This is a genomic window from Bradyrhizobium sp. Ken01 (assembly GCF_055807355.1).
In genome coordinates this window covers 116,211-130,172 of the sequence record NZ_JBVVPC010000011.1, presented here as the reverse complement: position 1 = coordinate 130,172, position 13,962 = coordinate 116,211, and the positions used below count along the sequence as shown (strand labels likewise).

Sequence of the window (13,962 nt, the reverse complement as noted above, 5' to 3'; positions counted from 1 at the left end):
TCCGCCTGGTTTTGTGGCCGCAAGCTGGCCCCTTGTGGAACTTCTGGCAAGGGCGGCCCAGACAGGCCGCAAATTCGTCCACCGCGCTGTCATAAAGTCGAAAAAAAACGTCCCCGCAGCCCTTTCCAAAGCCACCCCGGGTTGGTACATACCGCCCGCACCCAACGGGCTTTGCCCGGGGTTGCCTTCCAAGGAAGCCTTCGGGACGGACGAAGCAAGCCACGCGAACAGCGCCGGCCCTTCATTCACCGTCCCCGGCACTTTCACGAAGGCAAAGCAACGGTTAACGCGGGGTGGAGCAGCCCGGTAGCTCGTCAGGCTCATAACCTGAAGGTCATAGGTTCAAATCCTATCCCCGCAACCAAGTTCGGACCTGACTGGTCCCGATCCGAAAATGGCCCGCGCTGAGCGGGCCATTTTTGTTTTGGGAGGCGCTGCGGCGGAAACGTTGGCCGCACCTTGCGCAAGAGTGGGGGAAGCCCTCACTCCGGATAGCTAAGGATCATCTTCAGCAGCTTCGGGAACCGCGCATTGATGTCCTCCTCGCGCAGGACGTTGCGGTGCTGGACGCCTTGCTTGGAGGTCCGGATCAGGCCGGCCTCGCGCAGGATACGAAAATGGTTCGACAGGGTCGACTTCGCCATGTCAGGGCAAGGCGCCGCCTCGGTGCACGACATGCAATCGTTCTGCGCGGCCAGGCTCTTGACGATCCGCAGCCGCATAGGGTCCGCGAGCGCTCCCAGCACCCCAGCCAGTGAAATCTCGCTCCGCGATGGGTGGACGAACTGCACCATGCATAAAATATAGCACCTCCCTTGAACTCATTCAATAGTTCACTAGTATTGAACTATTGAATATCGGCGTCGTGCCGGATGGTGGAGAATGTGATGACCAAGAGACTCGAAGGAAAAGTTGCGCTCGTGACCGGCGCATCCAAAGGCATCGGTGCCGAAATCGCGGCCCGGCTGGCGGCAGAGGGCGCGGCGGTCGCCGTCAACTACAGCTCCAGCAAGCAGGCCGCCGACCGCGTGGTCGCCGCCATCGTCGCCAAGGGTGGCAAAGCCGTCGCGGTCCACGGCAATCTGGCCGACGCCAAGGACGTGACAAGCGTGGTCGCAGAGACCGTAAAGGCGTTCGGCGCGATCGATATCCTCGTCAACAACGCGGGCATTTACGAATTCGCCCCGCTCGAGGCCATCACGCCTGAGCATTTCCATAGGCAGTTCGACCTCAATGTGCTTGGCCTGCTGCTGGTCTCGGGCGAAGCTTCGAAGCACTTCAACGCCAATGGCGGAAGCATCATCAACATCAGCTCCGGCGTATCGACCATCGCGCCGGCGAACACAGCCGTCTACACCGCGACCAAGGCGTCGGTGGATGCAATCTCCGCCGTCCTGGCGAAGGAGCTGGCGCCGCGCAAGATCCGCGTCAACGCCGTCAACCCGGGCATGATCGCGACCGAAGGCGTCGTCTCGGCCGGCCTGCACGAAGGTGACATGCGCAACTGGATCGAATCCACCACCCCGCTGGGCCGCATCGGCAAGGTCGAGGAGATCGCTGCCGCAGTGGCCTTCTTCGCTTCGGACGACGCGTCGTACGTCACGGGCGAGACGCTCCATGTGACAGGCGGCCTGCGCTGACGGAGCGCGAAGCTTAAGGGTTTCTAAGAGGAGATGGCCCGCGTCGTGCGGGCCATCTTTATCGCGCGTCTCTCAAGACCCCGTAATCGCCCTCCCGTCCGCCCCGACCAGCATCGACGGTGCCTCGCCGAACACCAGTCCCTCCGGCTGAAACTTGATCGTCTTTCCGCCCTCGACGAACTCCGCAAAATTGCGCGGTGTCGCCGAGTGCACGCCGTTCTCCAGGAAGTCGTCGATCTCGTAGCAGGTGTCGGGCTTGCCACCGGAGCCTTCGTCCAAGAATTTCTGGAAATTCTGGCTCGTCACTTTTGCCTTCTTGCGCGCCGACCAATTGGCGTAGCGGCGGTAGAGCTTTGGCATGATCACCGGGCCCTTGTCGGTCGCGAGTACGTCGGTCTCGTTTGTTTTGGGTTCGCGCAGGTCGAAGTCGAAGGCGGGAATCGTCCTGGCGAGGTGCTTCCAGACCGGCAGCTTCCTCGTTCGCGCGGTCTTGGCTAGCGCGAGGAAAGCTTTGATTTCGTCGTCGTTCATCGAGGAGTAGAACGTCGGATAGGCGAAGCCCTGCTCGACCAGCCAATGGTTGACGTCGACCTTGTGGCCGCCGACCGTGACCTCGATGTCGCCGACCAGCCGTCCATAGGTGTCGAACACCTCGTTCGGGGCATCGACATGCGTGAACACCCGGCACGCCAGCGTCGGCTCGCCGCTGCTGCCGATAAAATCATGCAGCGCCTTGCTCGTCGTTGCGCCGAGAAATTGCCGATAGGGATGCGTGACCTCGTGATAGGCCTGTCGCCTGGCGTCGGTCAGCCCCTTCTTCTCCGCGGGCGAGAGCGGCGAGGGCTGGTAGTGCAGCTCCGGCGCGTCAATGCCCTGCAGGCGAATGGTAAGCTTGCCGTTCTTGATCGGTGCCGTGTTGGTGCGGCCCTTGACCTTGGCGTCGTCGAAGGCGTGGGTCGGGTGGAACGGCGCGGTATCGTTCTTGCGGAAGCGGATCGCGTCCGGCGCGACATTCACCACGACCTTGGTGGTGTCGGCGTCCGACCGCCCCTCCGGCCAGAACTGGCCGACATCAATGCTGCCTTCGACCTCCAGCAGTCCAACGGGCATCGGCCGCTCCTGTCATGGTTCAGGAGGCAGCGAATCATTTTCGTACGACAAGCCCGTGACGGAAGATGCGACAGGCATGACACCTCAAGGACGCGCCGGAGGTTCTAACCCGCGCGCTTGTAGCGCGCGGGCGGAGATGATTTTCTGAACGAAGCAGGATGTATCCGGCAGCTCAGGATCTGTGCGGACAGACCATCGTCAGGTTGAGCAGCGTCGGCTTGTCCGAGCCCTTCTTGTAGTCCCACTCCAGCCGAATCTCATGCCTGTGCGCGAATGCGTCGCTGGCTTCGTGGGTGATGATCTTCGTCTTCATCGGGATCGGCGGCTCGGAGTTGAAGCATTTCCGGACGCAGGCATCGAGCAGATCGCAACGTGTCAGTGGAATGACACCCGGCTCATCCCTGGACAGGGGGACCGTGTTCGGCTGGGTGCTGAGGTCGACGCGGGCCCGGCCTTTTTCCTTGTGCCAGTACTTGGCGCTTCCCTGCGGCCAGTTCGATGCCGGGTTCAAAATCAAATGGTACTGGCCGTATTCCAAGGTCGGCAGGTCGATGTCGTCGGACTCTTTGAGCTTCGCGACGCTCTTCTTCATGTTCGCCAAAGGATAGTAATTGCTGTTCATCAAGTCTCGAAATGCCTTGCCGCTATATACCAGTCCGGCCATCGCCTCTTTCCTTCGTATGTCTGTTTGTCAAAATCTCTCGTGCGGTGGCCGAAAATACGCGTCACCCTACGGCCGATCACGCTGTTTGTGGTGCGCAGTCAACGCTACCACTCAGGAATGTATTTCGTCCAGAGAGCCTCCATCTCGCAACGTCGCATGTCGCAAGGCCGATTGCCACGCACTTTCCTATAGGTATTGTCAGGTTGAACGCCTGGCAGGGGTTGGGGTGAGACTGCCAAGGCAGTGGTTGAAGGCGCTGGAATGCATTGTTTCGCGTGTCAGTCGGCGATTGGTCCGGGCGACAGCTGGTGCTCCAAATGCGGGGCGGCGGTGCGCCAGCACGTCGATCCCGACAGCGAACGACGGTTTGTGACGATTTTGCGCGCCGACGTCGTCGACTCCACGGGTCTTGTGGCCGAGCTGGAGCCGGAGGCGGCGGTATCGCGCCTCGAACCGGCTCTTGCGGCGATGAGAGGCGCGGTGCGCCAGTTCGGCGGCATCGTCAGCAAGGAGTTGGGGGACGGGTTGGCCGCCGTCTTCGGCGCCCCGATCGCCGACGACAACCACGCCCCCCTGGCCTGCCACGCGGCCATTGAGCTGGTCCGGCGCGTTGGCAGTCTGGGCGATCCAGGACTTCAGGTCCGGGTCGGCCTCCACTCGGGTCATGTGGTGGCCTATATGGTCGCGAGCGAATTTTCCAAGGTCTACGAGATTGGCGGCGCAGCCCAGCACTTGGCGGCGCGGCTGGAGGCGGCAGCCGAGGCGAACCAGATCTACGTCTCCGAAGCCTGCCAGGAGCTGGCGGACGGACACGTCCGCTTTGAATTCCTGGGCCGCAAGGCGCTCCGTGGTTTCGGCGAGCCCCTGCCTGTCTACCGGGTCATGGGGGCGAGCGATCTGTCGAGCTGGCGGGTCCGACGGGCGCGCAGCGTTTCCAGATTCGTCGACCGCACGACAGAGCGGGCCTTGTTGTGGCGCGCTGCGGACAGGGTTGCTGCCGGCCGGCAGACGGTTCTGCTGATGGGTGACGCCGGCATTGGCAAGTCGCGACTTGCGCATGAATTCGCGCAGGATCTTCGGGCTGGCGGCTGGCGGCTGATCGATGTCGAGTGCAGCCCGAATCTCCAGGGTGCGCCGTACAGCGCGCTCAAGCGCCTGTTGCTGTCGATTCTTGATACGGCTGCGAGAGATCAGACCATGACGGATGATCCGAGAGACGCGTTGCCGGTGGTGCAACAGCGAGCCGTCGACGCGATCCTGGATTTGCCGGTTTCCGATCCGCAATGGGATGAATTGGAGCCTCACGCGCGCGGTCGCGCGATTTCAGACGCAAGCTGCGCAATCGTCGAGAGCGTCGCCCGTCGTCAGCGTACGGTTCTTTTGATCGAAGACCTGCACTGGATGGATCGGGCCAGCGATGCCGTCGTCGCCACCCTGTCGGGGCTGCAATGCCCTGATTTGCTTGTGCTGCTGACGACGCGGCCCAATGGGATGCCGGTGTGGATCGCGAGCTGCCGCGCGGAAATCGTGGCAATGCGGCCTCTCGATGACGATTCGGGCCTGGCCATGCTCGCGGACATGCTTGGTCCCGCCACGACCAACGAAGACCTGAAGAACCGGATCATCTCGCATACCGCCAACGTTCCGCTGTTCATCGAGGAAGTCTGCCGCAGCCTGAAGGACAGCGGCATGCTTCTTGGTCAGTGGGGCGACCTTACCCTCGCGCGTCCTGTGGATGAGCTCGGCATCCCCAGCAGCATTCAGGGTGTGATCGCGGCGCGGCTGGATCGTGTGTCACGACAGGAACGGTCGCTTCTCCAGATCGCCGCGGCGCTTGGACCCCGGGCCGACCAGGCCACTCTGCGAAGAGTGGCGGCCTTGCCGGAAGACGTCCTGCAGGATTGCCTCACCGCGCTCGACCGGGCCGAGCTGCTCGTCAGGATCGACAGTGAGTTGGAGGATTCGCTCGAATTCCGGCACGAGATGGTCAGGCAGGTGACCTACGATTCGATGGTCGAGAAGGTGCGGGAAAGCATCCATGCCAGCATTCTGGCGGCTCTCGAAACCGACGAGGCATGGACCGACGGTCCGGATACGCTCTGCTATCACGCGACCAGAGCGAAGGATTGGAGGAAGGCTTTTCAGCATGGCAGGAGCGCGGCTCGAAAATGTCTGGTGCGCTCGGCCTTTGCCGACGCGGTCGACTATTTCGAGATCGCGATGGGGTCTCTCGACAAGACCCCGGTGACGCACGCGCGCGAAACGGACGCCATTGACCTCCGGATGGAGGCGCGGTTGGCCTTTGCCGGGTCGGGGCGCGTCGCCGAAGCCCTGGATCTGGGGAGCGAAGCCGAACGGCGAGCCGATGCGATCGGCGACATTGGACGCAAGGTCGCGGCCATGACCATGAGAGCGGGTGCCCAGAATTTCTATGGAACGCCGGTCGAAGCTGTCGCGATCGGGGAAGATGTGGTGCATCTGGCGGAAAGCTCGGCCAATCCCGCCTGGCGCAATCTCGCGCAATACAGTCTCGGGCAGGCCTATTTTCTTTCCGGCCGCTACGATCGGGCCGAGAAGATGCTGGCCACCGCCCGCGTCCATCTCGCGGGTCTGACCGCGAGTGCTCCGATCGGCACGACCCCACGATCTTTGCTCCTGCTGTGCTGCATGATGAGCAGCATCACCCACACCGTCATGGGCGAACTCGATGCCGCCGAGCAGCTCCAGCAACAGGCCGCAGCGATCGCGGAGGAAACGGGCCGCCCCTACGACCGCGTCGCCGCCGCCTATAGCGGCGGCTGGCTGAAGCTCGGCCGCGGCGAGCCGGCGGCGGCCGCGGCCATTCTCGAGGACGGTTTTGTCCTGGCGCAGAAGCACGGCATCCGGCTCTTCGTGCCGGTGCTCGCCTGCCATCTCGGCATGGCCTATCTGGAGCAGGGGTTGTTCGACCGCGCGCGCGGCATGCTGACGGAAGCGCGTGAGGAGGCGAAGGCGGTCGGCTATACCTCGGCGGTGCTGCGCAGCTCGATCTATTTGGCGCTCGCCACCCACCGGCTCGGCGACGTCCAGGCCGCGCAGAACATGCTGCGCGAGGCGCGCAACACTGCGCGGCAGCAGGGGTTCTCCGGCCTGGAGGCGGAGGCCCTGTTCGGCGAGGCCGTGGTGACGCCGCCGACGGATGCGAAGGTCAAGGCGGCCACCGTTGCCGCCCTGCGCGCGACCATCGCGATCGCGTCGGAGAGCGGTGCGCTGCCGCTGCAGCACAAGGCCGAGGCGATGCTCAACGAGATGCAGGCGACGGGTGACGAGCTCAGCTGACGGCAGTGGCGGCCGGGGCCACCGTCACGGCCGAAATCTGCCCGACGCGTCAAATAAATTCAGCAGGCGTCGCAAGGAGTTAGCTACTGTGCATGGGGTTGTTTTCGCCCTTTTATTTTGAAGGGCCCGCCATGGTGCAGCGCGGAGGACGGCACGCTGGTGCGGCCCGCCCCGATGACGATGCCCTTGCACGCGCAGCAAGGTCGGCTACCGTCGGCCCTGGCCACACGGCCAGGCGACTTTTGATTTCAATTTTTAGCATCCGATTTTTCGGCGCCGCGACGGCGCGACGCCCACCGAACGAGGCGGGACCATGATCACACGGGACCAGTCAGCGCTGCTCGCGCCGGTCGAGCGCGATCTGCGGCTCGATCTCTTTCGCGGCATCGGTCTGTGGATGATCTTCCTCGACCACATCCCGCACGACGTCGTGGCCTGGCTGACCTTGCGCAATTACGGCTTCAGCGACGCCGCCGAATTCTTCGTCTTCATCTCCGGTTATCTGGTCGGCTGGATCTACGGGCCGATCGTCGCGGGCGGCTGGTTTATCGCCGCGCTGAAGCGGCTGTGGCGGCGCGCGGCCGAGATGTATGTCGCCCACATCATGCTGTTCCTGCTGTTCACGGCGCAGATCGCCCGCACCGTGCGCCGCTTCGACAATCCCATGTACGAGCACGAGTTCAACGTTCACAATTTCCTCGAGCATCCGGACGTTCTGATCGGGCAGGCGCTCTCACTGCGCTACAAGCCGGTCAATCTCGACGTGCTGCCGCTTTACATCACGCTGGTGTTCGCTGCGCCCTTCATCGTGTGGTGCCTGGTGCGCCGGCCGAACCTGACGCTCGCCGCGTCCGCGGTGCTGTACTTGCTGGCGCGCTGGTTCGACTGGAACGTCGCCTCCTACCCGCCCGGCACGCACTGGTACTTCAACCCGTTCTGCTGGCAGCTGATGTTCGTGTTCGCGGCCTGGTGCGGCATCGGCCAGATCGACAAGGTCGCGAGATGGGTGTGGTCGAAGGCGGCAATGGCGCTGGCCGCGGCCTGGCTCGCCTTCGCGCTGCTGATCGTGATGACCTGGCACGTCCCCGTGCTCGAAGCCCTGATCCCGAAATGGATGATCAAGGCGATCTACCCGATCGACAAAACCGACCTCGACATGCTGCGCTTCACGCATTTTCTGGCGCTGGCGATCTGGGTGACGCACCTCATCTCGCGCAAATGGCGGACCCTGCACGGGGCCTGGCTGCGCCCCGTGATCCTCTGCGGTCAGCATTCGCTGCCGATCTTCTGCCTCGGCGTCTTCCTGTCGTTCTCGGCGCACTGGATCCTGACGCAATACACCAAGGGGGTCTGGGAGCAGCTCGCGGTCTCCGTCGTCGGCATCGTCATCATGATCGCAGCCGCCTGGCTGCTCGACCGGACCGAGCGGGTGCCGAACCTGTTCGTGAAGGTGACGGAGATCGAGGAGGCCGACACCGTCCTGGAAAGCGCGCCCGCGGATAGGTCTGCCGTGGCGCCCGCGGGTTCTTGAGTATCGCCGGCCTGCATTTTTCGTGGAGAGATCCAACGGAGAGGTTTATGTCCAGACTTGTGTTGACGATCGCCGGCACCCTCCTGCTCCTGATCTGTAGTGCGTCGGCGCAAGCACCGTCGCCGGAGGCGATGAGCGCGGCGCGCAAGCTCGTGGTCACCTTGAAAATCGCGGATCAGTATCGCGCGCTGTTGCCGCAACTCCTGCTCAAGCTGAGGCCGGTGGTCGCGCAGGACAGGCCGGAGATCGAGCGCGACTATGATGCGGTGACGGCACCCGGCTCCGAGATCTACACTCCGGCCCTCACCTCGATGGTCGACCAAGTCTCAGCCCTCTATGCCCAGAGCTTCAGCATCGACGAGTTGCGCCAGATCGAGGCCTTCTATGTCCAGCCGGCCGGGAAGAAGTTCCTGGAGAAGTCGGATGCGCTGGCGCAGGCAAGCGCGCAGATCGGCCAGGATGTCGGCCAGAAGACGGCCGACGAGTTGAAGCAGCGTCTCATCGAGGCGTTGCGCCAGAAGGGGCACAAGCTCTGATCTCAATTCTTGCGTAACGGCGCCGCGCTCGCCGGCTGATTTGACGCGGCCGGTTGCCCCGACTAGGCTTTTGCAAAAGACAAGACGCGCGTGAATGCAATGGCCTGACCTGTGCTCAGGGCGGCCCTCACGCAATGAGAAAATTCAGGGGAACGGAAATGACGAGCGACATCGCAGCGACCATATCGAAGGCCCGCGAGCATTCCATCGGCGACCTCCTGCGCCGTGCGGCGGGCCGCGATCCGGGCAAGCTCGCGGTGAGCTGTGGCAATGTCAGCTGGACCTTTGCCGAGATGGACGCGATCTGCAATCGGCTCGGCCGCGGCCTGCTTGGCCTCGGCGTGAAAAAGGGTGACCGCGTAGCCGTGCTCTCGCGCAATTCGCACGCCTTTGCGGTGCTCCGGTTCGCATTGGCCCGGATTGGCGCGGTGCTGGTACCGATCAACTTCATGCTCAATCCGGACGAGATCAATTTCATCCTGAAGAGCTCCGGCGCAAAGCTGCTCGCGGCCGGCCCTGATTTCGTCGAGCCCGCGCGCGCGGCCAGCGCCAGGGATTGCGCGGTCGAGAAAATGATCTGGCTGCCGGGTGAGGATCCCGCCACGGCGCCCGCGGGCCTCACCACCTTCGACGATCTCCTCAGCCCCGACGGCTCGTACCTCGATGCGTCCGTCGACAGCCGCGATCTCGCGCAGATCGTCTACACCAGCGGCACGGAGTCGCTGCCCAAGGGCGCGATGCTGACCCATGATGCGGTGATGTGGCAATATGTCAGCTGCATCATCGACGGCGGCATGAGCGTGGACGACAAATTCCTGCACGCGCTTCCGCTCTATCATTGCGCGCAGCTCGACGTGTTCCTGGGGCCGCAAATCTATCTCGGCGCCTCCGGCGTGATCACGGGCAAGCCTGCGGCCGACAACATTCTATCATTGATCCAGACGCACAAGATCACATCGTTCTTCGCGCCGCCGACGATCTGGATCGCGATGCTGCGCTCGCCCAATTTCGACAAGACGGATTTGTCGACCTTGCAGAAGGGCTATTACGGCGCCTCGATCATGCCGGTGGAGGTGCTGCTCGAGCTCCAGCGCCGCCTGCCCAGCGTGAAGTTCTGGAATTTCTACGGCCAGACCGAGATCGCGCCGCTCGCGACCGTGCTGGGTCCCGCGAACCAGCTGCGCAAAGCCGGCTCGGCGGGAAAGCCCGTGCTCAACGTCGAGACCCGCGTGGTCAACAGCTCGATGGAGGATGTGAAGGTCGGCGAAGTCGGCGAGATCGTGCACCGCTCGCCGCATCTGCTCTCCGGCTATTACAACGATCCGGTCAAGACGGCGGCGGCGTTTTCTGGGGGCTGGTTTCACTCCGGCGATCTCGCCACCGTCGATGACGAGGGCCACATCACCGTGGTCGATCGCGTCAAGGACATGATCAAGACCGGTGGCGAAAACGTCGCAAGCCGCGAGGTCGAGGAGATGGTCTACCGCATCCCCGCCGTCTCCGAGGTTGCGGTGGTAGGCCTGCCCGATCCGCGCTGGATCGAGGCGGTGACTGCGATCGTCGTGGTCAAGAGCGGCGAGAAGCTCGACGAGGAGTCCGTCATCAAGCATTGCGCCGGCCAGATGGCGCATTTCAAGGTGCCCAAGCGCGTCATCTTCGTCGATGCCCTGCCCAAGAACCCGAGCGGCAAGCTGCTCAAGCGCGAGCTGCGCCAGCGCTTCGTCGGCGGCGAAACGCTCGACAAGGCGATCCAGAAGAATTTTGGGACCTGAAGCTCGCGCCTCAATACTTCTTCACGTGGGCGCCGAACGCGAACCACAGCGCCATGGACGCGAGGCCAAAACCGCCGAGCAGCAGGAATGTCGGGCCGTAGCCGATCCATTGCGCGATCCAGCCGCCAAGCGCGGGACTGAGGCTCGCGCCGACGCCCTGCACGGTGATCACGGCACCTTGGCCGAGATTGATGCGGCCGGTGCCATTGAGCGAGCGTGCGACCATGCCGGGGACGGCAACCGTCTGGAGTCCCGTGCCGATGCCGTCGAGCACCTGCATCGGCACGACGCCCCACCATCCCGTGACGAAGAAGGCGAGCACGCCGCGGATGGGCAGGAACATGAAGGAGACGAGGATGATAGGCCAGTAGTTGCGCTTGCTCGCCGCCTTCATGGCGATCAGCGATGTGATGATCATGACGCCTTGTGCGATCACCACGGTGGTCGCGACGAAGCTCGGGCCGTTGGCCTGGCCTTCGGCGACCGCCGCCAGGCCATAGAGCGGCACGATGGCGGCATTGCCGAGATGGAATAGCGCGAGCGCCAGTGCCAGCACCAGCAGCGCGCGGTGCTTGAGCAGCATCGTGAGGGCGTCCGGCGCGCTGTCGGGATCGTCCTCCTTGCTGCCGCGCGCGGCGCGATCGTCGATCGCCTTGGCCGGGATTATCATCACGCAGGCGATCGCGATCGCGCCGAATATTGCCGCGAGCACAAACACGGCGACATAGCCGAACTTGTAACCGAGATAGCCCGACAGCGCGGCGCCGACCATGTTGCCGGCATGGTTGAACGCCTGGTTGCGGCCGTTGAGTGCGTTAAAGCCCTTCTGTTTGGCGATGCCGAGCGTGATGCCGGTTACCGCCGGCACGATCGCGGCGCTCGCAAGCGATTGTGCGACCTGCGAGAACGTCACCGCCCAGAAATTCTGCGAGATCAGGATGATCGCGGACGCGAGCACCACGCAGATGCCGGGAATCACGACCCACATCCGCTTGTTGCGGCTCGCGTCGATGAAGCCGCCGATCGGCGTCGTGATCAGCATGCCCGCGACATTGCCGATCGTCATCGCCGTGCCGATCAACCCGCTCGCCCAGCCGCGCTCCTGGAGAAATACGCCGACGAAGGGGCCGATGCCCGACTGCATGTCGGCCATGAAGAAGTTGAGAGCGAACAGGGGCCAGATACGAGACGAGGAGGGGGACCGCGATGTCATCGATACCAAAACGTGGTCTCAGCCGTGAGGCGGCGGGTGGGACATGATCCTTTCAGCCAATCGTTCTGGCGCGGACGAGAGTTTAACGGGCGCTGCTCGGGTTGGTTCCAGGTTTTGCCCGGTCGGTGGGGCTTGCGGTCACGGCCAGCAATTCCTTATTGACGTTGGATCGTCCCTGTCGGGAGTACGGCATGCCTCTCTGGACCTGCGAAACGTGCGGTGCGCAATTTCCGGGTGGCGAAAATCCGCCCGCGTCCTGCCCGATTTGCGAGGACGAACGGCAGTACGTCGGCTGGAAGGGGCAGACTTTTCTCACGCGCGAGGCGCTCTCGGAGCGTCACCGCGTCGTCTGGCGCGACGATCTCGGCCTGACCGGCATCGCGCTCGAGCCAAGCTTTGCCATCGGTCAGCGGGCGCTGCTGGTGCCGCTCGCGGACGGCTGGGTGATGTGGGACTGCGTACCGCTGGCGACGCCGGACGCGATCGCGCATGTGCGGTCGCTCGGCGGGTTGAAGGCGATCGCGATCTCGCATCCGCATTACTATGGCGCGCTCGCCGATTGGAGCGAGGCGTTCGGCGGGGTGCCGGTCTATCTGCACGCCGATGATCGCCAATGGGTAACGCGTCCGCATTCCTCGATCGTGCACTGGACCGGCGAGAGCCATCGCATCTCCGACGATGTGCTGCTGCTGCACACCGGCGGTCATTTCGCCGGCGCCACCATGCTGCACCATGCGCGCGGTGCGAACGGCAGGGGTGCGCTGCTCACCGGCGATATCGCGCAGGTGACGATGGATCGCCGTTTTGTCAGCTTCATGTACTCTTATCCGAACTACATGCCGCTCAATGCTGCCGCGGTGCGACGGATTGCGGCTGCCGTCGAGCCGCTGGCCTTCGACCGCATCTACGGCGCCTGGTGGGGCCGCAACATCGCCGCGGGCGCCAAGGCCGCATTCGCGGCCTCTGTCGCGCGCTATCTGGCCGCCATCGCCTGAGCCGGCGCGCGACCGGATTTATCTTGCTGCTCCATAATAAATGGACTATAAGTACAGTTATTAAGCGTGACGCGACGATGCGTCTGCGGGACCGGCATGATCAATGCATCGCTGTTTCCGCGGCGCGCTTGTCGCGGCGAGCGGGAATTCGGTCCATGACGGCAGGGCGCGACTACGAGATCTTCGAGGCCGGGGACGTCACGCTCCGGTCCGGGGCCGTCGTCCCTTCGCTCAAGCTCGCCTACAAGACCTACGGCACGCTCAGTCCAGACAAGGGCAACGTCATTCTCTATCCGACCTCGTTCAGCGCGCAGCACACCGACACCGAGTGGCTGATCGGCCCCGACGGCGTGCTCGACCCCACACGCTACTTCATCGTGATCCCGAACCTGTTCGGAAACGGCTTGTCGTCGTCGCCGTCGAATACCTCTGCGCCATTCCCGATCCTGACCTATCACGATGCCATCGCGGTCCAGCATCGGCTGCTCGCCGAGCGGTTCGGCATCTCGAAGCTTGCCCTGGTCTATGGCTGGTCGATGGGCGGCATGCAGGCCTATCACTGGGCGGCACTGCATCCCGATATGGTCGAGCGGGCGGCTGTCGTCTGTGGCAGTGCCCGCTGCGCGCCCTATAATTACGTCTTCCTGGAAAGTGTGAAGGCCGCGCTGACCGCCGATCCCGCCTTCCGCGACGGCCGCTTCGTCGAGAAGCCCGTCGCGGGCTATCGCGCCATGGGGCGCGTCTACGCGGGTTGGGCGATGTCGCACGGTTTCTATCGCGACGAGATCTGGCGCGAAGCAGGCTTCACCTCGCTCGACGACTATCTCGTCCGCACCTGGGACGCGGCGTTTGCCCGGCGCGATGCCAACGATCTCCTGGCTCAGATCGGGATCTGGCAGAACGGCGATATCAGTCGCTGCGCCACATTCAACGGCGATTTCGATCGCGCGCTCGGTGCGATCAAGGCGCACATGTTGCTGATGCCGGGCGCGACCGACCGCTATTTCGACGTTCGCGACAACGAGGACGAACTCGGCCGGCTGGTCAATGCGCGCTCTGCGGTGCTGCATCCGATCCCGTCGCTGCATGGCCATCGCGCCGGCAACCCCGTCAACAATCCGCGCGATCTGGCCTTCATCAAGGCCGAGATCGCAGAGCTTCTCGGCAAGTAGGGCAGACATCC

At 63.7% G+C, this 13,962-nt stretch carries 11 protein-coding genes and 1 tRNA gene; 8 read left to right on the top strand and 4 right to left on the bottom strand.

Annotated features, from left to right (window positions below; translation table 11 throughout):
* Positions 1-287 precede the first annotated feature (287 nt).
* Positions 288-364 (top strand) — tRNA-Met (locus AC0L3S_RS13910).
* Between the two features lie 118 nt (positions 365-482).
* Here the strand turns inward: AC0L3S_RS13910 and AC0L3S_RS13905 are convergent.
* Positions 483-794: an ArsR/SmtB family transcription factor gene (locus tag AC0L3S_RS13905; RefSeq protein ID WP_473260691.1), complete on the bottom strand. Its 312-nt coding sequence runs from the start codon at positions 792-794 to the stop codon at positions 483-485.
* A 93-nt stretch (positions 795-887) separates the two neighbouring features.
* On the opposite strand from AC0L3S_RS13905, the gene AC0L3S_RS13900 reads away from it, so the two are divergent.
* Positions 888-1,640 (top strand): SDR family NAD(P)-dependent oxidoreductase, encoded by a 753-nt coding sequence (locus AC0L3S_RS13900; RefSeq protein ID WP_106942175.1) that lies wholly within the window; start codon positions 888-890, stop codon positions 1,638-1,640.
* A 72-nt stretch (positions 1,641-1,712) separates the two neighbouring features.
* Here AC0L3S_RS13900 and AC0L3S_RS13895 read toward each other — a convergent pair whose 3' ends face one another.
* The gene (locus AC0L3S_RS13895; protein WP_473279442.1) at positions 1,713-2,750 is read right to left on the bottom strand and encodes a thermonuclease family protein; all 1,038 of its coding nucleotides are present in this window, start codon (positions 2,748-2,750) and stop codon (positions 1,713-1,715) included.
* A gap of 172 nt (positions 2,751-2,922) precedes the next feature.
* Positions 2,923-3,414: a hypothetical protein gene (locus tag AC0L3S_RS13890; protein WP_354207743.1), complete on the bottom strand. Its 492-nt coding sequence runs from the start codon at positions 3,412-3,414 to the stop codon at positions 2,923-2,925.
* Positions 3,415-3,675: 261 nt separating this feature from the next.
* Between AC0L3S_RS13890 and AC0L3S_RS13885 the strand changes: the two genes are divergently transcribed.
* The 4 genes from AC0L3S_RS13885 to AC0L3S_RS13870 all read left to right on the top strand — a co-directional run bounded on the left by AC0L3S_RS13885 (position 3,676) and on the right by AC0L3S_RS13870 (position 10,571).
* Positions 3,676-6,732, top strand: a complete 3,057-nt coding sequence (locus tag AC0L3S_RS13885) for an ATP-binding protein (RefSeq protein ID WP_473279441.1) — start codon at positions 3,676-3,678, stop codon at positions 6,730-6,732.
* 313 nt (positions 6,733-7,045) lie between these two features.
* Complete coding sequence (locus AC0L3S_RS13880) at positions 7,046-8,263, top strand: OpgC domain-containing protein (protein WP_473279440.1); 1,218 nt, start codon at positions 7,046-7,048, stop codon at positions 8,261-8,263.
* Between the two features lie 47 nt (positions 8,264-8,310).
* On the top strand, positions 8,311-8,799 hold the full coding sequence (locus tag AC0L3S_RS13875) for a DUF2059 domain-containing protein (protein ID WP_473279439.1): 489 nt from the start codon (positions 8,311-8,313) through the stop codon (positions 8,797-8,799).
* 158 nt (positions 8,800-8,957) lie between these two features.
* The gene (locus AC0L3S_RS13870) at positions 8,958-10,571 is read left to right on the top strand and encodes an acyl-CoA synthetase (protein ID WP_473279438.1); all 1,614 of its coding nucleotides are present in this window, start codon (positions 8,958-8,960) and stop codon (positions 10,569-10,571) included.
* A 10-nt stretch (positions 10,572-10,581) separates the two neighbouring features.
* On the opposite strand, the gene AC0L3S_RS13865 is transcribed toward AC0L3S_RS13870, so the two are convergent.
* Positions 10,582-11,784 carry an MFS transporter gene (locus AC0L3S_RS13865; RefSeq protein ID WP_473279437.1) on the bottom strand — a complete coding sequence of 401 codons (1,203 nt, stop codon included), beginning with the start codon at positions 11,782-11,784 and terminating at the stop codon, positions 10,582-10,584.
* A 191-nt stretch (positions 11,785-11,975) separates the two neighbouring features.
* Between AC0L3S_RS13865 and AC0L3S_RS13860 the strand changes: the two genes are divergently transcribed.
* Both AC0L3S_RS13860 and AC0L3S_RS13855 read left to right on the top strand, forming a co-directional pair.
* Positions 11,976-12,779, top strand: a complete 804-nt coding sequence (locus AC0L3S_RS13860; protein WP_473279436.1) for an MBL fold metallo-hydrolase — start codon at positions 11,976-11,978, stop codon at positions 12,777-12,779.
* Positions 12,780-12,934: 155 nt separating this feature from the next.
* Entirely contained in the window at positions 12,935-13,951 is a 1,017-nt protein-coding gene (locus AC0L3S_RS13855) for an alpha/beta fold hydrolase (RefSeq protein WP_473279435.1), read from the top strand.
* Positions 13,952-13,962 lie beyond the last annotated feature (11 nt).